Raw genomic sequence first — 22770 nt, 5'->3', positions numbered from 1 at the left:
CAAAAACAATAACTGTCCTTCTGCCCCCCAACGGACGCAGAAAAGGAGTGCACGATGCAACCCACTGCAAAAGCTCTGCTAGCCCTCACCTGCATGACCCTCAGCAGCGTCAGCCTTGGCGCCCAGACCCTGACCATCGCCACCGTCAACAACAGCGACATGATCCGCATGCAGAAGCTCTCGAAAACTTTCGAGTCCGAGCATCCGGAGATCAAGCTCAACTGGGTGGTGCTGGAAGAGAACGTCCTGCGTCAGCGCCTGACTACCGACATCGCCACTCAGGGCGGACAGTTCGATGTGTTGACCATCGGCATGTACGAAGCGGCACTCTGGGGCGCCAAGGGCTGGCTCGAACCGATGAAGGATCTGCCGGCTTCTTACGCCCTCGACGATGTGTTCCCGTCGGTGCGCGAAGGCCTGTCGGTCAAGGGTTCGCTGTATGCCCTGCCGTTCTACGCCGAAAGCTCGATCACCTATTACCGCACCGACCTGTTCAAGGACGCCGGCCTGAGCATGCCCGAGCGCCCGACCTGGGAACAGATCGCCGGTTTCGCAGAAAAACTCACTAATAAAGACAAAGAACAGTACGGCATCTGCCTGCGCGGCAAGGCCGGCTGGGGAGAGAACATGGCGTTGATCACCACCGTCGCCAATGCTTACGGCGCGCGCTGGTTCGATGAGAAATGGCAGCCGGAATTCACCGGCCCGGAATGGAAAAACGCGCTGAATTTCTACGTCGACACCATGAAGAAATCCGGCCCGCCGGGCGCCTCCAGTAACGGTTTCAACGAAAACCTCGCGCTGTTCAACAGCGGCAAATGCGCGATCTGGGTTGACGCTTCCGTCGCCGGCTCGTTCGTCACCGACAAGACCCAGAGCAAGGTCGCCGATCACGTCGGCTTCACCTTCGCCCCGCATCAGGTCACCGATAAAGGATCGGCGTGGCTGTATTCGTGGGCACTGGCGATTCCGACCAGTTCCAAGGCCAAGGACGCCGCCAAAGCGTTCAGCGCCTGGGCCACCTCCAAAGAATATGGGGAACTGGTGGCCAAGACCGACGGCATCGCCAACGTGCCGCCGGGCACCCGCGCCTCAACCTACAGCGATGCTTACATGAGCGCCGCGCCGTTCGCCAAGGTCACGCTGGAATCGCTGAAAGCGGCGGATCCGAGCAAACCGACGCTGAAACCGGTGCCTTACATCGGCATTCAGCTGGTGACCATTCCTGAATTCCAGGGCGTGGGCACCCAGGTCGGCAAGCTGTTCTCGGCAGCGCTGATCGGCCAGACCACGGTGGATCAGGCCCTGACCGCCGCGCAGCAAACCACCGAACGCGAGATGAAGCGCGCCGGTTATCCCAAGTAACCACACTGCTCGCTCCTGCCTTTTGTAGGAGTGAGCCTGCTCGCGATGGCGGTTTTCCATCAAACCCCATTGGTGGCTGACACACCGCTATCGCGAGCAGGCTCACTCCTACATTAGATCTCCATAGGTCTGTATGACTCGGTTGTGATCACCATGAATACTTCAACTGCCAAAGCCCACCTCGACTTGTCGCAACCCCAGCGCAAAGTCCGCGTACGCAATCCCGGCTGGTTTCTGGTCAGCCCTTCGGTGGCCCTGTTGCTGCTGTGGATGATCGTGCCGTTGGGCATGACCATTTACTTCTCGATGATTCGCTACAACCTGCTCGATCCGGGCGTCAACGAATTCGTCGGGCTGGAGAACTTCACTTACTTTCTGACCGACTCCGGGTTCCTGCCCGGCGCCACCAACACCCTGTTGCTGGTGGGCAGCGTGCTGTTGATCAGCGTGGTGTTCGGTGTGCTGATCAGCGCGTTGCTCGAGGCCAGCGAATTTCTCGGCCGCGGCATCGTGCGGGTGATGCTGATCTCGCCGTTCTTCATCATGCCCACCGTCGGTGCGCTGATCTGGAAGAACCTGATTTTCCATCCGGTGTCGGGGATTCTCGCCTACGTCTGGCGGCTGTTCGGTGCCGAGCCGGTGGACTGGCTGGCGCATTACCCGCTGCTGTCGATCATCATCATTGTTTCGTGGCAATGGCTGCCCTTCGCGATCCTGATCCTGATGACCGCCATGCAGTCCCTCGACCAGGAACAGAAGGAAGCCGCGCGTCTCGATGGTGCCGGCCCCGTCGCGATCTTCTGGCATCTGACCCTGCCGCACCTCGCACGCCCGATTGCCGTGGTGGTGATGATCGAAACGATCTTCCTGCTGTCGGTGTTCGCCGAGATTTTCACCACCACCAACGGCGGCCCCGGCTACGCCTCGACCAACCTCGCCTACCTGATCTACAACCAGGCGCTGGTGCAGTTCGACGTCGGCATGGCCTCGGCGGGCGGCTTGATTGCCGTGGTCATCGCCAACATCGCCGCGATCATTCTGGTGCGGATGATCGGCAAAAACCTGACTGACAAAGCCTGAGGCCTGCCATGACTCTTCAACAATCCCGCCGGCTGCAAAGCCTGCTGCTCGGCACCCTGGCCTGGGCCATCGCGATCGTGATTTTCTTCCCGATCTTCTGGATGGTGATGACCAGTTTCAAGACCGAAATCGACGCCTTCGCCACGCCGCCGCAGTTCATCTTCACGCCAACGCTGGAGAACTACCTGCACATCAACGAACGCAGCGACTACTTCAGTTTTGCCTGGAACTCGGTGGTGATTTCCTTCAGTGCCACGGCGCTGTGCCTGCTGATCGCGGTGCCTGCCGCTTACTCGATGGCGTTCTACGAAACCCAGCGTACCAAGGGCACGCTGCTGTGGATGCTCTCGACCAAGATGCTGCCGCCGGTGGGCGTACTGATGCCGATCTACCTGCTGGCCAAGAGTTTCGGCCTGCTCGATACGCGCATCGCGTTGATCGTGATCTACACCCTGATCAATCTGCCGATTGTGGTGTGGATGATTTACACCTACTTCAAGGACATCCCCAAAGACATCCTCGAAGCCGCCCGCCTCGACGGCGCCACCCTGTGGCAGGAGATGGTCCGCGTGCTGCTGCCGATCGCCAAGGGCGGCCTCGCCTCGACCGTGCTGCTGTCGCTGATCCTGTGCTGGAACGAGGCCTTCTGGTCGCTGAACCTGACCTCGTCGAAAGCCGCGCCCTTGACCGCGTTGATCGCCTCGTACTCAAGTCCTGAAGGCTTGTTCTGGGCCAAGTTGTCGGCAGTCTCGACCCTGGCCTGTGCGCCGATCCTGATCTTCGGCTGGATCAGCCAGAAACAACTGGTGCGCGGCTTGTCGTTCGGTGCCGTGAAATGAAGTGCTCCAACCGTACCCAATCCCCTGTGGGAGCGAGCCTGCTCGCGAAGGGGCCGTGTCAGTCGGCATTAATGCTGAATGACACACCGCTTTCGCGAGCAGGCTCGCTCCCACATAAAAGCATGCCCGGCGCCATTGAATTAACTTAAGTGGAGGCCCATCAAAATGGCCAACCTGAAAATCAAGAATCTGCAAAAAGGCTTCGAAGGTTTCTCCATCATCAAGGGCATCGACCTTGAGGTGAATGACAAGGAATTCGTGGTCTTCGTCGGCCCGTCCGGTTGCGGCAAATCCACCCTGCTCCGACTGATCGCCGGGCTGGAAGAGGTCAGCGGCGGCACCATCGAACTCGATGGCCGCGACATCACCGAAGTCAGCCCGGCCAAGCGCGATCTGGCGATGGTGTTCCAGACCTACGCGCTGTACCCGCACATGACCGTGAAGAAAAACATGTCGTTCGCCCTCGACCTGGCCGGTGTACCGAAAGCCGAAGTCGAGAAAAAGGTCGGCGAAGCGGCGCGCATTCTCGAACTCGGGCCGATGCTCGAGCGCAAGCCGAAACAGCTGTCCGGCGGCCAACGGCAACGGGTCGCCATCGGCCGGGCGATCGTGCGCAATCCGAAGATCTTTCTGTTCGACGAACCACTGTCCAACCTCGACGCCGCGCTGCGCGTGCAGATGCGTCTGGAGCTGCTGCGTCTGCACAAGGACCTGCAAGCCACGATGATCTACGTGACCCACGATCAGGTCGAAGCCATGACCATGGCCGACAAAGTGGTGGTGCTCAACGGCGGCAAAATCGAGCAGGTCGGCTCGCCGCTGGACCTCTATCACAACCCGGCCAACCTGTTCGTCGCCGGTTTTCTCGGCACGCCGAAAATGGGTTTCCTCAAAGGCAAGATCGCCCGCATCGACGGCCAGAGCTGCGAAGTCTCGCTGGACGCCGGCACGCGCATCACCCTGCCGTTCAATGCCGCCAACCTGAGCGTCGGCAGCACCGTGACCCTGGGCATTCGCCCGGAACATCTGGAGCTGGCACAACCGGGCGACTGCACCCTGCAAGTCACCGCCGACGTCAGCGAACGCCTGGGCAGCGACACCTTCTGCCACGTCACCACCAACGCCGGCGAAGCCCTGACCATGCGCGTGCGCGGTGACCTGGCGAGCCGCTACGGCGAGCAACTGAACCTGCACCTGGACGCCAGCCATTGCCACCTGTTCGACGCCGATGGCGTGGCGCTGACCCGCCCGCTTCGCGCCGCGGCCTGAATTTCGAGACCTGCCCGATGAAACTGAATGAACAAAACCTGCATCGCCTCGCCCCCGAGGTGCAACTGCCGGCCTACAACCTCAGCGACACCCGTCAGGGCATCGCGCACATTGGCGTCGGCGGCTTCCACCGCGCGCATCAGGCGTATTACACCGATGCGCTGATGAACACCGGCCAGGCGCTGGACTGGGCGATCTGTGGGGTCGGCTTGCGCGCGGAAGACCGCCGCGCCCGTGACGACCTCAAGGAGCAGGATTACCTGTTTACCCTGTTCGAACTCGGCGATAACGACGACACCGAAGTGCGGGTGATCGGTGCGATCCGCGACATGCTCCTGGCCGAGGATGGCGCGCAGGCGCTGATCGACAAACTTGCCGATCCGCAGATCCGCATCGTCTCGCTGACCATCACTGAAGGCGGCTACTGCATCGACGACAGCAACGGCGAATTCATGGCGCACCTGCCGCAGATTCAACACGATCTGGCAAATCCGCAAACGCCGAAAACCGTGTTCGGTTTCCTCTGCGCGGCGCTGGAAAAACGCCGTGGCGCGGGCATACCGGCGTTCACGATCATGTCCTGCGATAACCTGCCGCATAACGGCGCGGTGACCCGCAAGGCGCTGCTCGCCTTCGCCACCCTGCGCGACCCGGGGCTGCGCGACTGGATCGCGCAGAACGTCAGTTTTCCCAACGCCATGGTCGATCGCATCACGCCGATGACCAGCACCGCGCATCGTCTGCAACTGGCCGACAAACACGGTGTGGACGACAACTGGCCAGTGGTCTGCGAGCCTTTTGTGCAATGGGTGCTGGAAGACAAGTTCGTCAATGGGCGCCCGGCCTGGGAACAGGTTGGCGTGCAGTTCACCGATGACGTTTCGCCCTACGAAGAAATGAAGATCAAACTGCTCAACGGCAGCCATCTGGCGCTGACGTATCTGGGCTTTTTGAAGGGCTATCGTTTCGTCCACGAGACCATGAACGACCCGCTGTTCGTGCGCTACATGCGCGCCTACATGGACTTCGACGTCACCCCGCAACTGGCGCCGGTGCCGGGCATCGACCTGACCGACTACAAGAACACGCTGGTGGCGCGCTTTTCCAATCAGGCGATTGCCGACCAGCTCGAGCGGGTGTGCTCGGATGGCTCGTCGAAGTTTCCCAAGTTCACCATTCCGACGATCAATCGCTTGATTACCGATGGCCAGGAGACCAAGCGTGCCGCGTTGGTGGTGGCGGCCTGGGCGTTGTATCTGAAGGGCGTGGATGAAAATGGCGACACTTATTCGATTCCCGATCCACGGGCAGAGTTTTGTCAGGGACTGGTAGCGGATGATGCGTTGATCACTCAGCGGTTGTTGGCGGTTGAGGAGATCTTCGGCACGGCGATTCCGCGTTCGGCGGCATTTGTGGCGGCGTTCGAGTGGTGCTGCAACAGCTTGCGCGAGGTGGGCGTGACGCGCACTTTGGAGCGGGTCTTGACTGAATGATGCGGTGACTTTACTGCCGCCTTCGCGAGCAGGCTCGCTCCCACAGGGGAACGCATTTCAAAATGTGGGAGCGAGCCTGCTCGCGAATGGCGGTCTCACCTTGGCAGACCTGACACCCTGAGGACCTCACTGTGACCACCCGACAACTCTTCCTCGGCATCGACTGCGGCACCCAGGGCACCAAAGCGATCATCCTCGATGCCGCCAGCGGTCAGGTGCTCGGCGAAGGCGCCGCCACGCACACGATGATCAGCGGCGCCAATGGCCGGCGCGAGCAGGACACCCAACAGTGGCTCGACGCCTTCGCCCTCGCCACCCGCCGCGCCTTGCTCGCAGCCAATGTTGACGGTCAAGCGATCCTCGGCATCGGCGTTTCCGGCCAGCAACACGGGCTGGTGCTGCTCGACGATCAGGGCCAGGTGCTGCGCCCGGCCAAGCTGTGGTGCGATACCGAAACCACTGACGAAAACGATCGCCTGCTCAAACACCTCGGCGGCGAAAAAGGCTCGCTGGAGCGCCTCGGGGTGGTCATCGCCCCGGGCTACACCGTGTCGAAACTGCTGTGGACAAAGGAACAACACCCGGAGGTGTTCTCGCGTATTGCGCGCATCCTTCTGCCCCACGACTACCTGAACTTCTGGCTCACCGGCCGCGCCTGCAGTGAATACGGCGACGCCTCCGGCACCGGCTATTTCAACGTGCGCAGTCGCCAGTGGGATTTACAACTGCTGCGCGACATCGACACCACGGGTCGCCTGCAAGCCGCGTTGCCGGAGCTGATCGACGCACATCAGGCGGTCGGCACCCTGCTGCCGGCGATTGCCGAACAGCTCGGCCTTAACCCTAATGCGCTGGTCGCCAGCGGCGGTGGCGACAACATGATGGGCGCCATCGGCACCGGCAACATTCAGCCGGGAGCGATCACCATGAGCCTCGGTTCCTCCGGCACGGTGTACGCCTACGCCGAGGCGCCGCTGGTCAGCGCGGACGCTTCGGTTGCGACGTTCTGCTCGTCCAGTGGCGGCTGGCTGCCGCTGATCTGCACCATGAACCTGACCAACGCCACCGGCGCGATCCGCGAACTGTTCGACCTCGATCTCGAACAATTCAACGACCTCGTGGCCCAGGCGCCGATCGGCGCGGAAGGCGTGAGCATGCTGCCATTCCTCAACGGTGAACGCGTCCCCGCCCTGCCCCATGCCACCGGCAGCCTGCACGGCCTGACCCTGAGCAACCTGACCCAGGCCAACCTGTGTCGCGCCGTGGTCGAAGGCACCACCTTCGGTTTGCGTTATGGACTGGATCTGTTGCGCCACAATGGTTTACAAAGCCGCAGCATTTGCCTGATCGGCGGCGGTTCGAAAAGCGCGGTGTGGCGGCAGATCGTCGCCGACATCATGAATACCCCGGTGATCTGCACCGAACACAGCGAAGCCGCAGCCCTTGGCGCGGCGATTCAGGCGGCGTGGTGCAAGTCATGGTCGAACGGCCACGAAGACACTTTGGCCGATCTGTGCCAGCGCTGCGTGAAGCTCGATCTGCACAGTGAAACCCTGCCGGTTGCCGCCAATGTCGCGGCGTTCCAGCAGGCCTATGAACGCTATCAACAGCATGTCGCAACCCTATAAAGAGCAAACAATTATGTATTTGGTGTGTGGCGAAGCCCTGTTCGATTTCTTCAGCGAAGACGATGCCAGCGGTCTGGCTTCGAAAGTGAATTTCAAGGCGATTGCCGGCGGCTCGCCGTTCAACGTCGCGGTCGGCTTGCGCCGCTTGGGTGTGGATTCGGCGTTGTTTGCCGGGCTGTCCACCGACTATCTCGGCCGACGCTTGCAGCAGGTGTTGCAGGATGAAGGCGTGCGTGCGGACTACCTGATCGACTTCGCCGCGCCAACCACGCTGGCGATGGTCGCGGTCGGCGCCAATGGCTCGCCGCATTATAGTTTTCGCGGCGAGGGCTGCGCTGATCGCCAATTAAGCCTCACCCACCTGCCCCAGCTCGGCCCTGAAGTGCGTGGTCTGCACATCGGCTCGTTCTCGCTGGTGGTGCAACCGATCGCCGACACCCTGCTGACCCTGGTGCAGCGCGAAAGCGGCAAGCGCCTGATCACCCTCGACCCCAACGTGCGCCTCAACCCGGAACCGAACATCGACCTGTGGCGCGAGCGCGTGGCGACCCTGGTGCAACTGGCCGACATGATCAAGGTCAGCGACGAAGACCTCAGCCTGTTGTATCCCGAGCAGGACCCAAAACGCGTGATCGAAGGCTGGCTGCAGCATCGCTGCCAGTTGGTGTTCCTCACCCGTGGCGGCGAAGGCGCCACCGTATTCAGCCGCGCCTACGGTTCGTGGTCGGTGCCAGCGTGCTCGGTGAAGATCGCGGATACCGTCGGCGCCGGCGATACCTTTCAAGCGGCGCTGATTACCTGGTTGACCGAGCAGGAACTGGATTCGGTCGAAGGGGTTCAACAACTCAGCCGCGAGCAGATCGAGGCGATGCTCAGGTTTGCCGTACAGGCGGCCGCCCTTACGTGCAGCAAGACCGGTCCGGATTTGCCCTATCGTCACCAGTTGAGCTGAGCGCGTAGACTGTCGGCCTTTTTGCGCGCATGGGGATGACGGTTTGAATTCGGGGCGGACGGCGGGACTTTTGATACTGGCGGGATTACTCAGCGGCTGCGGCACCTCGCCGCCGCGTTCGCCAGAAGACATCTGCGAGATCTTCCGCGAAAAAAGCGACTGGTACGATGCGGCGCAAGTCACGCAAAAGCGTTGGGGCGTGCCGATCCAGGTGCCCTTCGCGATCATGTATCAGGAGTCCGGCTACCGCTACGACGCCAAGACGCCACGCAAATACCTGCTGTGGGTGATTCCGTGGGGCCGGGTATCGACAGCCTCCGGCTATGCCCAGGCCAAGGATGAAGTCTGGGCCGATTACCAGAAAAGTACCGGGCGCAACTGGGCCGACCGCGAAGACTTCGACGATGCCATCGACTTCGTCGGCTGGTACATGGACAAGACCACTTCGATCAACGGCGTGTACAAGTACGACGCCTATAACCAGTACCTGAACTACCACGAAGGCTGGGGCGGTTTTCGCAACAAAACCTACGCCAGCAAGGCCTGGCTGATGCCGACTGCACGCAAGGTGCAGGCGCGCTCCGACGTGTATGCGCGGCAGTATGCCGGGTGCAAAGAGGATCTGAATCGCGGCTTCTGGAGCCGGTTCTGGCATTGGTTGTAGGGATGACTATCAGGCCCAATCGCGAGCAGGCTCACTCCTACAAGGGATCGATGGCGAACACGCTATCCGCGGCGACCAAAATTCCTTTGTAGGAGTGAGCCTGCTCGCGATAGCGGTCATCCAGGCGCCATAGTTCTAAGGGTTACAACACCGAAAAGTTGTAACTCACAATCAACCGGGTCTCATCCACATCCCGGGCAAACTTTTCATAGTTGGTGCGGTAAGTCGCATTGCGCAGGCGCAGGCTGACATCCTTGAACGTGCCCGTCTGGATCACGTACTTCAACTCGCTGTCGCGTTCCCACTCTTTGCCTTCCTGATCGCTGCCCGGGACCTTGATGTGATCACCGTTGACATAGCGGGTCAGGAAGCTCAGGCCGTTGATGCCGATGGCCTTGAAGTCATAGTCGTAACGCAACTGCCAGGAACGCTCCTGCGCCGCGGCGAAGTCGTTGACCTGCACGTAGTTGACCAGATACGGATTGCTGCCATCGAGGTACGGCATCGAGTTGTCGCCGTTCATGCGCTGCCAGCCGGCACTGAAGGTGTGGCCGCTGATGCCGTACGAGAGCATGCCGCTCAAGGCGCGGTTGTCGATGGAGCCGGCTTTGGCATCACCGCTGTCGGCACTTTTCAGCAAACGCAGATCGGCCTTCAGCACACCGTCACCCAGCGGTTGGTTGCCGAGCAAGCCAATGAAGTGCTGGCGGTAGATGTCTTCCAGCTCGGCGTAGTAATACTGCGCGGTCAGGCGATCGTTGATCTTGTAATCGATGCCGTACATGTCGAAATGATCGGCGGTGGTGTTGCAGGCGTAGCGCTTGTTCTTACAGTGCACGCGGATGTCTTGCGAATCGGTGGAATCGCGCGCGGTGTACTTGTCCAGACGCGCGGCCATGAAGGTCAGATCCTTCACTTCTTTGGAGGTCAGCATCGCACCGTTGAACATGGTCGGCAGCAAGCGGCCGTCGTTGTACTTGAGCAGTGGCAGATCCGGCAGCAGTGCGCCGTACTTCAACACCGTGTCCGAGACCTTGACCTTGGCGGTCAGGCCCATTTTTGCGTACTGACCCTTCGAGCCGCGCGGGTTCTCGCCACTGGACGGCAGCAAGCCGCTGTTGCTGCGATCGGGGCTGGAGTCGAGCTGAAACCCGAGCATGCCCAGCGCATCGATACCGAAGCCGACCGTGCCCTCGGTGTAACCCGATTGCAGATTCAGAATAAAGCCTTGCGCCGACTCTTCACGCTTGGAAGCGCCCTGGTCACTGGAGGTATGCCCATCACGGAAATCGCGGTTGAAGTACACCGTGCGCGATTCGATTTTCGCCGTGGTGTCTTCGAGAAAACCGCTGGCCTGAACCTGCGCGGCAAAACCGGCGCACAGCACAACGGCTCCGAAGCCAAACGACTGGCGCGGGGTGATGAGAGGGAATGGGGGACGCATGAAAAACTCCAACAATACAGCGTTTGCGCCGGGGCGCAGTCAGCCAGAAAAATAGCTCCCGTCCCGGGTCAAAAACAGCCGGGAAGAAGTGGACACGCAGGGGTGAGTTGCAATGATGGCAGATGGCTTTTACGGGTTGAAGGCGACTTTAGTCTGAAACTGACTGGCGATTCTTCGGCCTGCGATTGGCTCAAATCATGCGCTGACCAAGGGCTCACGACTGCGAAGCCCCCGGTTTCATTGGGTTTAAACGCCGGCATAGGGGTTTTCCCTATACCCCGCGGGCCCCCTCTCTACGGCATTTGCGCCTTGAACGAGGCGGTTTAATCCTCCATCATCCGTCACCTGCTTATTCAATGGACGGAATTCAAGGCATGCTGGACGCCAACGCTACCCACATTACCCTTACCCTCGAAGGCGCCTCCGCCGACCTGCAAGTGCTCAGCTTCACCGGTCGCGAAGCCCTCAACGAGCCTTTCCGTTTCGACCTCGAACTGGTCAGCGCCCGCCCCGACCTCAAACTCGAAGAGCTGCTGCACAAGCCCGGCGTCCTGACCTTCGGCGCCACCGGCGAAGGCAAGATTCATGGCCTGGTGTATCGCATCGAACAAGGCGATTCCGGCAAGACCCTGACCCGTTACAGCATCAGCCTGGTGCCGCAGCTGGCCTATCTGCGGCACAACCATGACCAGCAGATTTTCCAGAACCTCACGGTGCCGAAGATCATCGCCCAAGTGCTGGAAGATCGCGGCATTCTGGCCGACGCCTACAGCTTCCAGCTCAACGCCGAGTACCCGCAGCGCGACTACTGCGTGCAGTACGACGAGTCCGACCTGCACTTCATCCAGCGCCTGTGCGAAGAGGAAGGCATTCACTTCCACTTCCAGCACAGCAGCAGCGGGCACAAACTGGTGTTCGGCGACGATCAGACGGTGTTCCGCAAACTCAAGGCCGTGAGCTACCAGCAAGACTCCGGCATGAGCGCCGACAAACCGGTGATCAAGCGCTTCAACCTGCGCCTGGAGACCCGCACCACCCGCGTCAGCCGCCGCGACTACGACTTCGAAAAACCGAAGATCCTGCCCGAAGGCGCAGTCAAATCCGACTTCGCCCCGGATCTGGAGGACTACGACTACCCCGGCCGCTTCACCACCCGCGAGCGCGGCAAATTCCTCTCGACCCGCGCCCTCGAACGTCATCGCAGCGACTACAAACTCGCCGAAGGCAAAGGTGACGAACCGACCCTGACCAGCGGCCACTTCCTGACCCTGGCCGAACACCCGCGCGCTGAATGGAACGACCTGTGGCTGCTGCTGGAAGTCTTCCACGAAGGCAAACAACCGCAAGTGCTCGGTGAAAACGTCACCAGCGACGTCACCGACAACAAAAGCGATTTCCACCAGGGCTACCGCAACAGCTTCCTCGCCACCCCGTGGGACGCGCACTACCGCCCTGCCCTCGAACACCCGAAACCAAAAGTCCTCGGCAGCCAGACCGCGGTCGTCACCGGCCCGGCCGGTGAAGAAATCCACTGCGACCAGTACGGCCGCATCAAAGTCCAGTTCCACTGGGATCGCGACGGCCAATCCGACGACAAAACCACCTGCTGGCTGCGCGTCGCCAGCGGCTGGGCCGGCGCCGCCTACGGCGGCATCGCCATCCCGCGCATCGGCATGGAAGTCCTCGTTACCTTCCTCGAAGGCGACCCCGACCAGCCACTCGTCACCGGCTGCCTGTACCACAAGGAAAACGTCGTCCCCTACGACCTGCCGGCAAACAAGACCCGCAGCACCTTCAAAACCCTCAGTTCCCCGGGCGGAAAGGGCTACAACGAGTTTCGGATTGAAGACAAAAAGGGTGTGGAGCAGATCTACATCCATGCCCAACGCGATTGGGACGAGAACATTGAGCACGACCAGAAGATCCGCGTGGGCAATGAGCGGCATGACACGGTTGAGGCCAACACCTACAGCGAATTCAAAGTCGAAGAGCACCGCATCACCCATTTGAATCGCGTCAGTGAAATGCGCGCAGATGATCACCTGACCGTCGCAGTCACCCAGCACCTCAAAGTAGGCACAGCGCAATTCGTCGAAGCCGGCAGCGAAATCCATTACTACGCCGGCCAGAAAGTCGTCGTCGAAGGCGCCATGGAACTGACCGCCAAAGCCGGCGGCAGCTTCGTCAAGGTCGACGCCGGTGGCGTGACCATCAGCGGCGCCGAGGTGAAGGTCAATACCGGCGGTGCGCCGGGCGTAGGTACGCCGGCCGCCCCGTTGCTGCCAGGGCCGATGAAAGTGGCGGATGTGGATAAGGCGGGCAAAGTGCTCATCCCGCTGCCCAAACGCCTCAACGAGTCCGGTATCACGCCGTTGTGCGGCAAACAAAGCAACGGCGCTTGCAGCCGTAAGGATTGCACATGCATGTAAAAGCACTGAGCGCCCTCCTCGAAGCGCCGCGCTACGCCTTCGAGGGTTTGCCGAAAGAAAGCTCCGACCTGAGCCTGTGTTTCATCATTGATCGCGTCCGTCAGCCAGAAGCCATGAGCCGCCTCTACCGTGTCGGCGAACCCGTCGACACCCAAGGCCTGTTCCTCAACACCGACTTCGCCGAAATCGCCGCTGACGGCCCTCTCTGGCTGGTCGCCCCGTGGGGCAGTCGCCTCGCTGCAGAAGCGGCAGGTCTCTGCGAAGAGAACTTTGCCGGCATCGCCCTCACCACAGCAGATCCAGTCAAAGCACTTGCACACGCCCGCTGGCTCCTGCGTGCCAACGATGGCTCCGGCGGTCAAAGCCTGTTGAGTTATCACAAGCCAAGCCTGTGGGCCGCACTGGCCTACACCACCGCTGAACATTCACATCAGCTCTTCGGCCCTTGGCAACACGTATACAGCCCGGCACCGGTTCACTTCGGGCGCAATCGCGGTCGCTGGCTCAGTTGGCGAGCCCTTTCGGAACTTGAATGGCTGGGCGACGTCTCAGCGTTCAACCTGCCACCAGCAGCGCCAAAGGTTCAGGAGCATCTTGGATGGGTTTACTGGGCAGACGAGCAATACTCTGCCTACGGTGAACCTACCGACGAACAACTGCCCAACCTCGTGGAAAACCTCAATGTGCTGGTTGCCCACAACATTTACGAAGGGCGTCATTTACTGAAACTGGGCCAAATCACCAACGGCCCGCTGCTCGAAACGCAGCCACAGGCAATGGCCATCCTGCAATCCAAGGAAGAGTCGTTCATCAAAGTGCAGCAGTTGCAGCAACTCACTAACAGCGTTGCTTGATGACCCCGTCCGTAAAGAATGAATGGAAGCGAAATGGAAACTGAAATTTCAGAAGCACCCGAGGTAGATCTCAACGGACCACGTGCGAACGCGTCGACTTCAGCGGTACCGGTCGAAAGCAAGCCTGCTTTGGAACTTGATCCCCAGCCTGAGGCGCCTGACAGTTGCTCTAACGCGTTCGACGAAGTGAAGGCGGCCTGCTCGACGGAATATGGCGAAGTGATTTACGCCACCAAGGAAAAAATGTTCTACCTGTTGCCTAAGCGAGCGGCCAGCTCGATCAAAGAGGCGATGAATGAACTCGAGCAACACATCAGCGCCAGCAAGTCTCCGGAAGAACGACTCAAGGGAATGAACACCGCAGGGCTTCTAGAGTACTTTCTGGAGCCCAAACTGAGTAATTTCCTGCAAGGCGAGCAAAAAAGCCGAATGCTCGAAATCGAGGCTCAGGAACCCGATATCGCGCAGCCCACCATGGCTATGCGATTGAAGGCTGTCAGCCGAGAGGCCCGGAACTCCGCTGCTTTGGACAAACTGCCAGACCAAAGCGAATACGCTCGCAATCGGGAGCTTGCCAATCAACAGCAAGCGAGCCTGCTTGAAGCCAACTCTGACGGCCAGAAACTGCAGCGCCTCTACAACGAATGGAAGAAGCTGAAAGCGATTGCAGTTGCACAGGCAAAAATTGCTGGCTACACCTACGAAAGCGGCAACCTGTTTTCCCCAGGGGCGATCGAAGCAAGAAATCGCGTGCAGACTTACTTGAAAGCCCGCGCTGCGCTCACGAAGAGTGGCAAGTTGACGACTCTGAAGGAGGCAGACTTTCAGAAAAACAAAAAGGCTTATCTGGACGCCACAAACTGCGTAATCGATGGCAAAGCCCGGATGTGTGGTTATTTAAAGGAAGTTGCTAACGAGCGCAAAAAAGTCGAAAAAGACTTCGCTGCTTATATCGATGCGATTTTGAAAGTTGCCGACTACGGATTGGCCCTACCGGAGTTTGCGCTCATTCCTGAGACGGGTGACATCAGCGCAGGTGTCGAGAAGTTCAAAGCATATCTCGAGATGGAGCAGCAACAGATCAAGCTCACCGAGCAGATCCGCACGAAATATAAAGCCTGGATTGACGCCAGCGGCCAAAACGTCGCGCCCCCCACAGGAATCGTGGAAGCGGAGCAAGCAGAGTGGCAGCGCATCCAACAAGATCGCCTTAAACTCCGCGAAGACGCTGAAGCAGCGGTTGCTGCAGCCCTGCCATTACGACACCTCCTGTGGGAACCCGAGCAGTTTCAACCAAAACCGGAAGAGCGCTTGGTCAAAGCAGAATTTCCTTTGCGCGAAGTTGCACTTTTCAATAGTCCCAACAGTCCCGTTAAACACCTGAGTCTGCTCAATCTGGAGGGCATCACAAAGGTACTGAAAAAGGACGCGAGTGAAATCGGCGCCAAAGCAAGCAAGGATTTGAAGAAACTTCCGGGAAACAGCAACGGAAAAGCAACATCGGACACTGACGACAATCCTTTCCATGAGTGGCTGCGAGCGGAAGGTGCACTAGCCATCAAAGATCAGCAGAGTGACTGGTTTGATGAGAAAGGCTGGTTTGATGTAGAGCTGTTCCATTCTTACCTGAAGTCGAAAAACTACAAGGTCGAAACCTTTGAGGATGCAGGAGCCCGCAAGGACTGGGGACTTCGTCTTCGTCAGTTGCTCTTCAAAGAAGAAGTCAGAAGCTCGTTGCGCCTGTTCGACAATAGCCCCCAAGCGCAACTCGTGCGTTGCCTCACACCGCCGCAGTCATCAATCCACACTGGCGCTAAGATAAACGGCCCGACATTCAGTGTCGCGGATAACTTCAAAGCTTCCGCCAAGGCTGAAGCAAGCCTGGGCATTGACCTCGCACGTGGCGAAGTCGAACTGATGAAAATGGATCTTCCGGGCAGAGATCAGGCCAAAGACATCCTGATTCCTTACCTCGACTACGACAAAAATCGCAAAAACCTGAATCTCGGTCGGTTCTCCATCCACCTGGGCGCCAGAGCCTGGGGATACACAGGTGCCACTCTCCTCCTTTCCTCCAGCGTGCAGTTGGGACGTGCAAACGTACAAGGCGGCCTAAATCTTCCGGAAATCACCGACGCAAAACGTCCTGAAACGACAAATTCAACCGCTGGAACCGTGAGAAGCGAACCGGTGCTGGAAGGCAATGCCGCCAAAGTTCGAGTAGAGGACGGCGCCAAAGCTCAATTCAACCTTTTTGCTGGAGTGCAGGCAGGGATCCTACTGACCGGCGCTCTGAACTGGGCACCACCAAAAGACATAGCAGCCTTGCGCACCGCGCCAACGCCCGGAATGGGTAACAGCGTCAACAGCACCAAAGCCAGTCAATGGTCCAGTCTTGCCAGACTTACTGCTGGTTTTACTGCCGCATACGGGCTTGGCACGAATGCAGACATTGGCATTTCCTTGCACGAAGGCCGCTTCATTATGCGGTTCAAGGCATCTGTCATTGTCGGAGCGGGAGCCGGCGGCGAGTTCCAGTTCGAAGTCGGTTATGACGGGGTTACTGACCTGATTAACCTCCTACGCCGCGAGATTCACAAGAACCAGGATAAATCGCTGATTTTTGTTACGGATGAAGCATCGGATTATATCGACAAGCTCAATTTCCTTGGCGCTGCCGGTATGGAAGTGGCGATGTCTTATATGCAGGGCGTTGATATGGTGATGTCTTTGTATGAGGCGTTAACAGGAGGTGGTCGAGGCGGTACTGTCGCTCATACAATCATGACATATCGAAACCAAGCAGAGCTTGAAGAGTGGTTCATAGCAGCTACGCCAGGAGCGTTGGGTCCGATGCTAATGACACTTACCAGTGCAGCGGAAGCGTTCAAAATCCCACTAAAACTTTCCGACAGCAGCCTCGCTACTGAGTATAGTCATGACCAAGCTCACCTTCTTCAGCAAAAAGCAATTGAGCGCACTCTTGGTTGGATAACAAAGCGCGCCGAAAAAGACGGAACTATTTTAAAAGCACAAAGCCAATTTGAAGAAGCCTGCATGTGCATGAACAGGTTTGGGACAAAAGAGAAGAACCAAAACCAGAAATATTGCGAGAACCGCCTGCACATGGATAATTTCATGTCGGAAGCAGTTATGCGACTTCAAGATCGAACAAGTGACGACACCAGAGCTAGATACAAAGCGCATGTTAAAACTCTTGGCGAGCGACTAGACGGCTATTGCGCTCGGATTACACACTATGGAAGAACATATTTGCCAAGTGGAAAAGCAACCTATACCGGACCGGACGACAGTGTAAAATGATTAAAAACATGCAATACAAATCAATATCCCAAATCTTTTTTGTGCTCCTGGTGTTCGTATCTAATTCCGCTATGGCACTCACAAGCGCTCAGGCAACTGCTAAAGAAAAAGGAATTACGCTTTTTAATCAATATAAACCTGCTGAAACGGAACTTCGGATTGCTGCAGAAGCAGGTGACGCTGAATCACAATTCTACTTGGCTGAAGAGCTCCGACAAAGAAGCCAATACATTACGACTGAGGCAAAAAAATGGTTAGAGGCGGCAAGTGCACAAGGTGATCTTTACGCCATGCTTAGGCTCGCCCGCTCGGACGATGATCTCTGTACGACAATGAAAAACTGCCCTCCCGGGCAAAAAACTTCGGCAGAGTGGATGGATAAAGTAAAAGAGTTAGCAACATCTAGAGCTGAAAAGGGTGACGCTGAGTCCGCTTATATCATGTATTTGGCGACTGGCCAGTTGGACTGGTTAAAAAAATCCGCAGAGTCTGGTTTTGCTCAAGGTCAATGGCTGCTTGCCATTCGATATAAGGAAGGTAATGGATCCTTTTTGTTGCCTTGGAAACGATCGGAAGCTGTGGAGAGTTGGGCAAAGGCATCTGCTATGGGAGGTAATCCCAAGGGAATGATGGAGTACGCTGCCATTCTTTTCGAGAAGGGTGACGTGGAGAGTTTTCGATATTGGAATGAACAAGCCGCTTCAGTTGGCTTCGCTACTACAGTATATGGATATGGGTCAGACCTTGCCCATGAGCCCGATACTTATGGCTTCCCTTATGACATCATCAAAGGCTATGCCTTAATTTATTTATTGAAAGAGCTTGATGGCGGAGGCGGCATGGATGCGAACGTCAATGATAAGCTTCCTAAAATCGCTGCAAAAATGACGCAAAATCAAATAGCAGAAGCAAAAATATTTGCACAACAGTGGAAAGCTACTCACCCGCCGCTCTCCTTTTTCCCCGACAAACTTGGACGCTAATTCAAAGCACTTCCACGACCAGATTAGGGCTAGATACAAAAAAACATGTTGAGGAGCTTGGCGCGAGACTAGACGAATTTTTTCAACGATTTACGCACTATGGCCGGACATACCTTTCTGGCGGAAGAGCGACATATTACGGCCCAAAGAATAAATGACTAAAACACAATCATGACAACACAAGTCCAAATCCGGCACCGTTGCCAGCACCAAAAGCACAGACCAAGTGCTGACCGGGCGTGCCGCCAATGTCCAAATCGAAAGCGACTTTCAATGTTTTCGGAGGCTTGCAAGCCGCCATCGAACTCACCGGCGCACTGAACTGGGCACCACCTAAAGAGCTGGTCGCACTGCGCACCGCACCAACGATGGGTATCGGCAGCGATAAAGACGCGAAAAAAAGCGAATCCATGGTTGACGCTTGCCAAGCTGAGTGGGTCTGTGGGGGTTGCGCTGGGCGCAGGATTCCAGGGAACGGCGCAGATTTCTGTGGATAAGGGCCGCTTTATTCTCAATCTGAAGGCTGCGGTAGTGCTGGGCCCTGGTGCTAACGGCAGCTTTAAGTTTGAGATTGGTTATGAGGCGGTGGTTGATATCATCAACTTGTACCGTAAGGAACTTCACAAGACTAAAGGTCGTAAGGTCGAGTGGATGGATCCTGAAGCGAGTGAATATGCGTCAGCGCTTAATGCATTGGGTGCTGCCGGGTTGAACGTGGCGATGGCGTACATGATGCGTTGGGATGTTGTGATGTTGTGATGTTGTGATGTTGTGATGTTGTGATGTTGTGATGTTGTGATGTTGTGATGAGCCTATATGAGGCGCTGACTCGTAGTGGCAAGGGTGGCCCAATTGCGGATGCGATTGTTGAGTACGGCAACCAGAGCGAGCTAGAGGACTGGTGTATTAATGCAATCCCTAGCGCATTGGGCCCGCTACTTAGAACATTAAGTAGCCCGCCTGAGGCGTTCTCTGTAAATAGCGAAGGTTCAAAACGGACATATCCACAATCGGAAGCTCATGCACTTCAACAGAAAGCAATCGAGCGGATTTTAGGTTGGATTGTTAAAAACGCACAGAAGAACAACACTATTGACAAAGCACAAAGCCAGTTTGAGATGGCGTGTATGTCGATGAATGAATTCGGCGTAAGAGCTGCTAACTCAGAGCAAGATTACTGCAAGAATCGATTTGCGCTAGATAGCTTCATGGCAGAAGGCGTTCAAAACTTACTAGACAAACAAAGCAACAGTGCCAGAGAGCGTTACAAAAATCACGTAAGGCTGCTTGGCGCAAATCTTTCAGAGTATTGCCAGAAAAATTTCGTTCCTCGTCCAAACTACTCTAGTAGTGGAGCGTCACCATTTTTAAGAAATTTCTAATGAGCACAGAAAATATGAGTATTTATAAGGCGCTTCGCTCGCTAATCATCTGGTCTGTTATTTTCTCTCAGAGCGTAAGTACTGCAGCATTTGCTTCCACGCCAGACAGTCAGAATAACCGCAACAAAATTAGCGGAATCATCTTATACAACCAATTAAAAATCGACGCTGCCATTCCACAATTAGAAAAAGACGCAGAGGCCGGCGATATAGATTCCCAATATTACTTAGGAGAGGCTCTTCGAAAGCGGAATCGCTACATGACGAGAGAAGCACAGCAATGGTATGGAAAAGCTGCGAATAATGGATCTATATTTGCGATGATTCAATTAGGTCGCCAAAACAATGATCTTTGCAAAAAAATGAACAACTGCCCCCCTAGCGAAAAATCAAGCGCCGAATGGTTGAGCCAGGCAAAAGATCAAGCTATGAAGGGAGCAAGCAAAGGCGATCCTGAGTCTTTGTATTTGATGTATGAAATAACTTTCGATCGTACCTGGTTAGAAAAATCGGCTAGCTCAGGCTACGCGCTCGCACAGTATTGGATGGCCGTCGGTGATCGGCAAGGTGAGGGATTTTTCCTTCTTCCCGGGAAGCGGGAAGCATCAGTAAGCCGGTGGTTGAAAGCGGCTTCTGAGGGAGGGAATCCAAAAGCAATGATGGATTACATTGAGATCCTTTATAAAAACAACGATCTCGAGGGCGTCCGTCATTGGCTTCAAGTAGCGGCTGAAACAGGGGATCAAAAAGCAATCAGCAGCTATGGCTCTTACCTTGCTCATGCGCCTGATCAGGTTGGTTACCCTTTGGATTTGGTTAAGGGCTATGCACTGATTAGCCTACTCAAAGAGCTGGATGGGGGTGGTGCCATTCAGGATTTCGTTCAGGATACTCTTGAAGAGATTGGGGCAAAGATGACTTCCGAACAGATTGAAAGCTCAAAAGCAGTCGCTAAAAAATGGAAAGACAGTCACCCGCCCCTCTCCTTTTTCCCCGAAAAACTGGGACGTTAAAAACAATTATTTCTGCGAAAGAAATGCCGTAAATAACGGAAAGAGTGAGTTGTATGAACTCTACTTCAACCTCACTCATTCCCTTCTTGCTACAACATCAAACCGGCGCCTTCCAATCCAGCATCTGCTGCTGTGCCACCTGCAGCAAATCATTGCCATCCTGAGCCAGCAGATACAGCGCATGGGTAGTGTGTGGAATGTCCTGAACATCGCCATGCCGGAAGCACATGCAGTGCAGGGTTTCGAGCAAGTCGCTGCAGGCGCGGATGCGCTGGACGGCGGACTCGAGGATGTCTTGGGGGTTGGCTAGGGTGTCGATGACCATTGGCGCGCTGTCGGTGACGCCGCTGTTGAGCGGGTGATAGCGGCTTGGGAGCGGATTTGGTGTAAGCATATTGATTACTCGATTGTTTCGAAAGTAACCCGCCAGCACCGTGACCAAACGATGGGAGGCGGACCGTGTACAGGCTTGGTCAACCGAGAACAATCAACTCAGCTCGCCCGAAGGCGTCCTGCACACGGCCACCACAGCAATGCACTACACGGTCAAAGAACTCCGCGGTGCAAATGATGGCACATATGCAATCGATTATTCTCAGGTGACCAAACCCGAGCCGCTGATTTTGCAGCGACGCCAAACCATAACCGCCCCGCTCCAAGCGCCGAAAGCAGACAAGGCATCACCCCTTGTAGGAATCGGCACCGCATTCCCGAGAAATCATCCCTCTGCCAGACAGCCGGCGTTCAGCCAGGTTAACCATCACTTAACGCCGCAGTCCAAGACTGTACTGAACCGCACACCTCAGCCCCTGGCTGGCGCCGAGTGCGGCAGGTTCGGCTGTATGGCGCCGAACGCTTATTCCGTCGCACGGGAGTCCGATTCATGAACATTCGCACGCTATTGCTCACCTCCGCCCTCGCCTGCAGCGCATTCGCCGGGCTGGCTCAGGCCAATGACACCAACGCTGCTACCCAGCCCGTTCCTTACCAGTACGGCATGCCGTTGCATGTGAACAAAGTGATCTCGCTGACCGAGCCACAGACTCAGCAGTGCAAGGTCATCACCGCTGACATGAAGTACATCGACAATGCAGGCAAGCCGGCGGAAATCACCTACCGGAAAATGTCTGACGCCTGCAGCTTCCAGAACTGACAGAAGGCTCTGATTTGCGGCTTTGCGGTAGGCGGTGAGGGGCTCGCGGGTTATGCTCGGGGTCACTTCTCACTGCCGCAAGGACTCGCCATGCAGTTGTCGTTTCGCACGCTGTCGATCATCACATCTTTGTTGTGTTTCGTGCTGGCGCTGGCTTGGGGCTTTTTCCCGCAGGTGTTTCTGGCGATCTGGAGCATTGAGTATTCGAGCGCTGCCGGTTTTGTAGCGCGACGCAGTGCGGTGCTGTTTGCAGCGTTGGGAGTGATGTTTTATCTGGTGCGCAGCGCGCCGCCGTCGCTGGGGCGCAATGCCCTGAGTAACGGGTTTATCGTCGGTTGTTTTGGTCTGGCGGTACTGGGTTTTGGCGAATGGCTGAACGGCCACGCCGGCCCCGGGATTCTGCTCGCGGTGCTGGTCGAGTTCGCGCTGGGCCTAGGCTTTGTGCAGGCCCGGCGCGTGACGGTCGAACTGGGTGAAACGGTGAGTTAAAGCGCTCTGGAGCGAGGACTGTAATGCTGTGGTGTGGTTTGTTGCGCCAGATCCGAGCGCAGGCCGGCAATCAGATCGTTGATCTCGCGACAGCCATTGAGATGGCTGGCATCGATACCGCTGACGTGCAAATCAACCTGGTCAGTCTGGTGATCGCCGAATACCTTGACGGTCATCGACAGGTCTGGCGACAGCGTGCACTGGCAGCGTTTAGGCAGAAAACTGCTTTCAATGATATTGCGTAGTTCCAAGGCAGACAGAAACATGATGAACCTCTCCTTATTGATGAAACTGCCAATCAACTCTTCACGTTGACCACTTTTGCTGCCCCTGCACGGGTGTGTCCCCGCTGATTCCCTGGTGCGGCAAACGGTTGTACTGCGAAATGCCCATTGGAGTGTAGGCGCCC

The 22770-nt window shown here is 57.0% G+C and carries 21 protein-coding genes; 17 read left to right on the top strand and 4 right to left on the bottom strand.

Annotated features, from left to right (window positions below):
- The first annotated feature begins 54 nt into the window (after positions 1-54).
- The 8 genes from ACM6I7_RS19555 (at position 55) to ACM6I7_RS19520 (ending at position 9290) form a co-directional block, all read left to right on the top strand.
- A complete protein-coding gene (locus ACM6I7_RS19555; RefSeq protein WP_103367022.1) occupies positions 55-1365 on the top strand; it encodes an ABC transporter substrate-binding protein in 1311 nt (436 codons plus the stop codon).
- 153 nt (positions 1366-1518) lie between these two features.
- The gene (locus ACM6I7_RS19550; protein WP_003225141.1) at positions 1519-2445 is read left to right on the top strand and encodes a carbohydrate ABC transporter permease; all 927 of its coding nucleotides are present in this window, start codon (positions 1519-1521) and stop codon (positions 2443-2445) included.
- Positions 2446-2453: 8 nt separating this feature from the next.
- Positions 2454-3284, top strand: a complete 831-nt coding sequence (locus ACM6I7_RS19545; RefSeq protein WP_003225143.1) for a carbohydrate ABC transporter permease — start codon at positions 2454-2456, stop codon at positions 3282-3284.
- Between the two features lie 165 nt (positions 3285-3449).
- A complete protein-coding gene (locus ACM6I7_RS19540; protein ID WP_103367020.1) occupies positions 3450-4553 on the top strand; it encodes an ABC transporter ATP-binding protein in 1104 nt (367 codons plus the stop codon).
- Between the two features lie 17 nt (positions 4554-4570).
- Entirely contained in the window at positions 4571-6046 is a 1476-nt protein-coding gene (locus ACM6I7_RS19535) for a mannitol dehydrogenase family protein (RefSeq protein WP_414889087.1), read from the top strand.
- Between the two features lie 131 nt (positions 6047-6177).
- Complete coding sequence (xylB, locus tag ACM6I7_RS19530) at positions 6178-7674, top strand: xylulokinase (protein WP_414889086.1); 1497 nt, start codon at positions 6178-6180, stop codon at positions 7672-7674.
- 13 nt (positions 7675-7687) lie between these two features.
- A complete protein-coding gene (locus tag ACM6I7_RS19525) occupies positions 7688-8626 on the top strand; it encodes a carbohydrate kinase family protein (protein ID WP_414889085.1) in 939 nt (312 codons plus the stop codon).
- Between the two features lie 43 nt (positions 8627-8669).
- Entirely contained in the window at positions 8670-9290 is a 621-nt protein-coding gene (locus tag ACM6I7_RS19520; RefSeq protein WP_414889084.1) for a hypothetical protein, read from the top strand.
- 142 nt (positions 9291-9432) lie between these two features.
- Here ACM6I7_RS19520 and ACM6I7_RS19515 read toward each other — a convergent pair whose 3' ends face one another.
- Complete coding sequence (locus ACM6I7_RS19515; protein WP_414889083.1) at positions 9433-10734, bottom strand: OprD family porin; 1302 nt, start codon at positions 10732-10734, stop codon at positions 9433-9435.
- Between the two features lie 374 nt (positions 10735-11108).
- Between ACM6I7_RS19515 and ACM6I7_RS19510 the strand changes: the two genes are divergently transcribed.
- The 4 genes from ACM6I7_RS19510 to ACM6I7_RS19495 are packed head-to-tail and all read left to right on the top strand — an operon-like array spanning position 11109 to position 18324.
- The gene (locus ACM6I7_RS19510; protein WP_414889082.1) at positions 11109-13163 is read left to right on the top strand and encodes a type VI secretion system tip protein VgrG; all 2055 of its coding nucleotides are present in this window, start codon (positions 11109-11111) and stop codon (positions 13161-13163) included.
- Positions 13154-14017, top strand: coding sequence for a DUF4123 domain-containing protein (locus ACM6I7_RS19505; protein WP_414889081.1), 864 nt, complete (start codon positions 13154-13156; stop codon positions 14015-14017). Before ACM6I7_RS19510 ends, ACM6I7_RS19505 begins: the two co-directional genes overlap by 10 nt.
- Positions 14018-14050: 33 nt before the next feature.
- Entirely contained in the window at positions 14051-17341 is a 3291-nt protein-coding gene (locus ACM6I7_RS19500) for a hypothetical protein (RefSeq protein ID WP_414889080.1), read from the top strand.
- Between the two features lie 8 nt (positions 17342-17349).
- Entirely contained in the window at positions 17350-18324 is a 975-nt protein-coding gene (locus ACM6I7_RS19495) for a tetratricopeptide repeat protein (protein ID WP_027612729.1), read from the top strand.
- A gap of 169 nt (positions 18325-18493) precedes the next feature.
- Here the strand turns inward: ACM6I7_RS19495 and ACM6I7_RS19490 are convergent, their stop codons facing one another.
- Positions 18494-18736, bottom strand: a complete 243-nt coding sequence (locus ACM6I7_RS19490; RefSeq protein ID WP_143503061.1) for a hypothetical protein — start codon at positions 18734-18736, stop codon at positions 18494-18496.
- A 2-nt stretch (positions 18737-18738) separates the two neighbouring features.
- Here ACM6I7_RS19490 and ACM6I7_RS19485 point away from each other — a divergent pair, with 2 nt between their 5' ends.
- Genes ACM6I7_RS19485 through ACM6I7_RS19475 form a run of 3 tightly spaced genes read left to right on the top strand, consistent with a single transcriptional unit; the run spans position 18739 to position 20719 of the window.
- Complete coding sequence (locus ACM6I7_RS19485; RefSeq protein ID WP_027612728.1) at positions 18739-19083, top strand: hypothetical protein; 345 nt, start codon at positions 18739-18741, stop codon at positions 19081-19083.
- A gap of 47 nt (positions 19084-19130) precedes the next feature.
- Positions 19131-19706, top strand: a complete 576-nt coding sequence (locus ACM6I7_RS19480; protein ID WP_143503059.1) for a hypothetical protein — start codon at positions 19131-19133, stop codon at positions 19704-19706.
- Complete coding sequence (locus tag ACM6I7_RS19475; protein WP_256578391.1) at positions 19706-20719, top strand: tetratricopeptide repeat protein; 1014 nt, start codon at positions 19706-19708, stop codon at positions 20717-20719. The genes ACM6I7_RS19480 and ACM6I7_RS19475 overlap by 1 nt, the downstream gene beginning before the upstream one ends.
- A 97-nt stretch (positions 20720-20816) precedes the next feature.
- Here ACM6I7_RS19475 and ACM6I7_RS19470 read toward each other — a convergent pair whose 3' ends face one another.
- Complete coding sequence (locus ACM6I7_RS19470) at positions 20817-21113, bottom strand: hypothetical protein (protein ID WP_414889079.1); 297 nt, start codon at positions 21111-21113, stop codon at positions 20817-20819.
- A 489-nt stretch (positions 21114-21602) separates the two neighbouring features.
- Between ACM6I7_RS19470 and ACM6I7_RS19465 the strand changes: the two genes are divergently transcribed.
- Both ACM6I7_RS19465 and ACM6I7_RS19460 read left to right on the top strand, forming a co-directional pair.
- Complete coding sequence (locus ACM6I7_RS19465) at positions 21603-21872, top strand: DUF2790 domain-containing protein (RefSeq protein ID WP_027612725.1); 270 nt, start codon at positions 21603-21605, stop codon at positions 21870-21872.
- A gap of 90 nt (positions 21873-21962) precedes the next feature.
- Positions 21963-22361: a hypothetical protein gene (locus ACM6I7_RS19460; protein WP_414889078.1), complete on the top strand. Its 399-nt coding sequence runs from the start codon at positions 21963-21965 to the stop codon at positions 22359-22361.
- Here ACM6I7_RS19460 and ACM6I7_RS19455 read toward each other — a convergent pair.
- Positions 22358-22627 (bottom strand): DUF1652 domain-containing protein, encoded by a 270-nt coding sequence (locus tag ACM6I7_RS19455; RefSeq protein ID WP_047597127.1) that lies wholly within the window; start codon positions 22625-22627, stop codon positions 22358-22360. The genes ACM6I7_RS19460 and ACM6I7_RS19455 overlap by 4 nt on opposite strands.
- Between the last annotated feature and the right edge of the window lie 143 nt (positions 22628-22770).

Source organism: Pseudomonas sp. IT-93MI4, from assembly GCF_949767635.1.
Classification (GTDB): Bacteria; Pseudomonadota; Gammaproteobacteria; order Pseudomonadales; family Pseudomonadaceae; genus Aquipseudomonas; species Aquipseudomonas putida_A.
This window is presented reverse-complemented; position numbering and strand designations above follow the sequence as displayed.

Bases quoted from the DNA above. Each gene is read 5' to 3' on its own strand.
- ACM6I7_RS19555 (WP_103367022.1), top strand. From the start codon at position 55: ATGCAACCCACTGCAAAAGCTCTGCTAGCCCTCACCTGCATGACCCTC.
- ACM6I7_RS19550 (WP_003225141.1), top strand. From the start codon at position 1,519: ATGAATACTTCAACTGCCAAAGCCCACCTCGACTTGTCGCAACCCCAG.
- ACM6I7_RS19545 (WP_003225143.1), top strand. From the start codon at position 2,454: ATGACTCTTCAACAATCCCGCCGGCTGCAAAGCCTGCTGCTCGGCACC.
- ACM6I7_RS19540 (WP_103367020.1), top strand. From the start codon at position 3,450: ATGGCCAACCTGAAAATCAAGAATCTGCAAAAAGGCTTCGAAGGTTTC.
- ACM6I7_RS19535 (WP_414889087.1), top strand. From the start codon at position 4,571: ATGAAACTGAATGAACAAAACCTGCATCGCCTCGCCCCCGAGGTGCAA.
- ACM6I7_RS19525 (WP_414889085.1), top strand. From the start codon at position 7,688: ATGTATTTGGTGTGTGGCGAAGCCCTGTTCGATTTCTTCAGCGAAGAC.
- ACM6I7_RS19515 (WP_414889083.1), bottom strand. From the start codon at position 10,734: ATGCGTCCCCCATTCCCTCTCATCACCCCGCGCCAGTCGTTTGGCTTC.
- ACM6I7_RS19510 (WP_414889082.1), top strand. From the start codon at position 11,109: ATGCTGGACGCCAACGCTACCCACATTACCCTTACCCTCGAAGGCGCC.
- ACM6I7_RS19505 (WP_414889081.1), top strand. From the start codon at position 13,154: ATGCATGTAAAAGCACTGAGCGCCCTCCTCGAAGCGCCGCGCTACGCC.
- ACM6I7_RS19500 (WP_414889080.1), top strand. From the start codon at position 14,051: ATGGAAACTGAAATTTCAGAAGCACCCGAGGTAGATCTCAACGGACCA.
- ACM6I7_RS19495 (WP_027612729.1), top strand. From the start codon at position 17,350: ATGCAATACAAATCAATATCCCAAATCTTTTTTGTGCTCCTGGTGTTC.
- ACM6I7_RS19490 (WP_143503061.1), bottom strand. From the start codon at position 18,736: ATGGATTCGCTTTTTTTCGCGTCTTTATCGCTGCCGATACCCATCGTT.
- ACM6I7_RS19480 (WP_143503059.1), top strand. From the start codon at position 19,131: ATGAGCCTATATGAGGCGCTGACTCGTAGTGGCAAGGGTGGCCCAATT.
- ACM6I7_RS19475 (WP_256578391.1), top strand. From the start codon at position 19,706: ATGAGCACAGAAAATATGAGTATTTATAAGGCGCTTCGCTCGCTAATC.
- ACM6I7_RS19470 (WP_414889079.1), bottom strand. From the start codon at position 21,113: ATGCTTACACCAAATCCGCTCCCAAGCCGCTATCACCCGCTCAACAGC.
- ACM6I7_RS19465 (WP_027612725.1), top strand. From the start codon at position 21,603: ATGAACATTCGCACGCTATTGCTCACCTCCGCCCTCGCCTGCAGCGCA.
- ACM6I7_RS19460 (WP_414889078.1), top strand. From the start codon at position 21,963: ATGCAGTTGTCGTTTCGCACGCTGTCGATCATCACATCTTTGTTGTGT.
- ACM6I7_RS19455 (WP_047597127.1), bottom strand. From the start codon at position 22,627: ATGTTTCTGTCTGCCTTGGAACTACGCAATATCATTGAAAGCAGTTTT.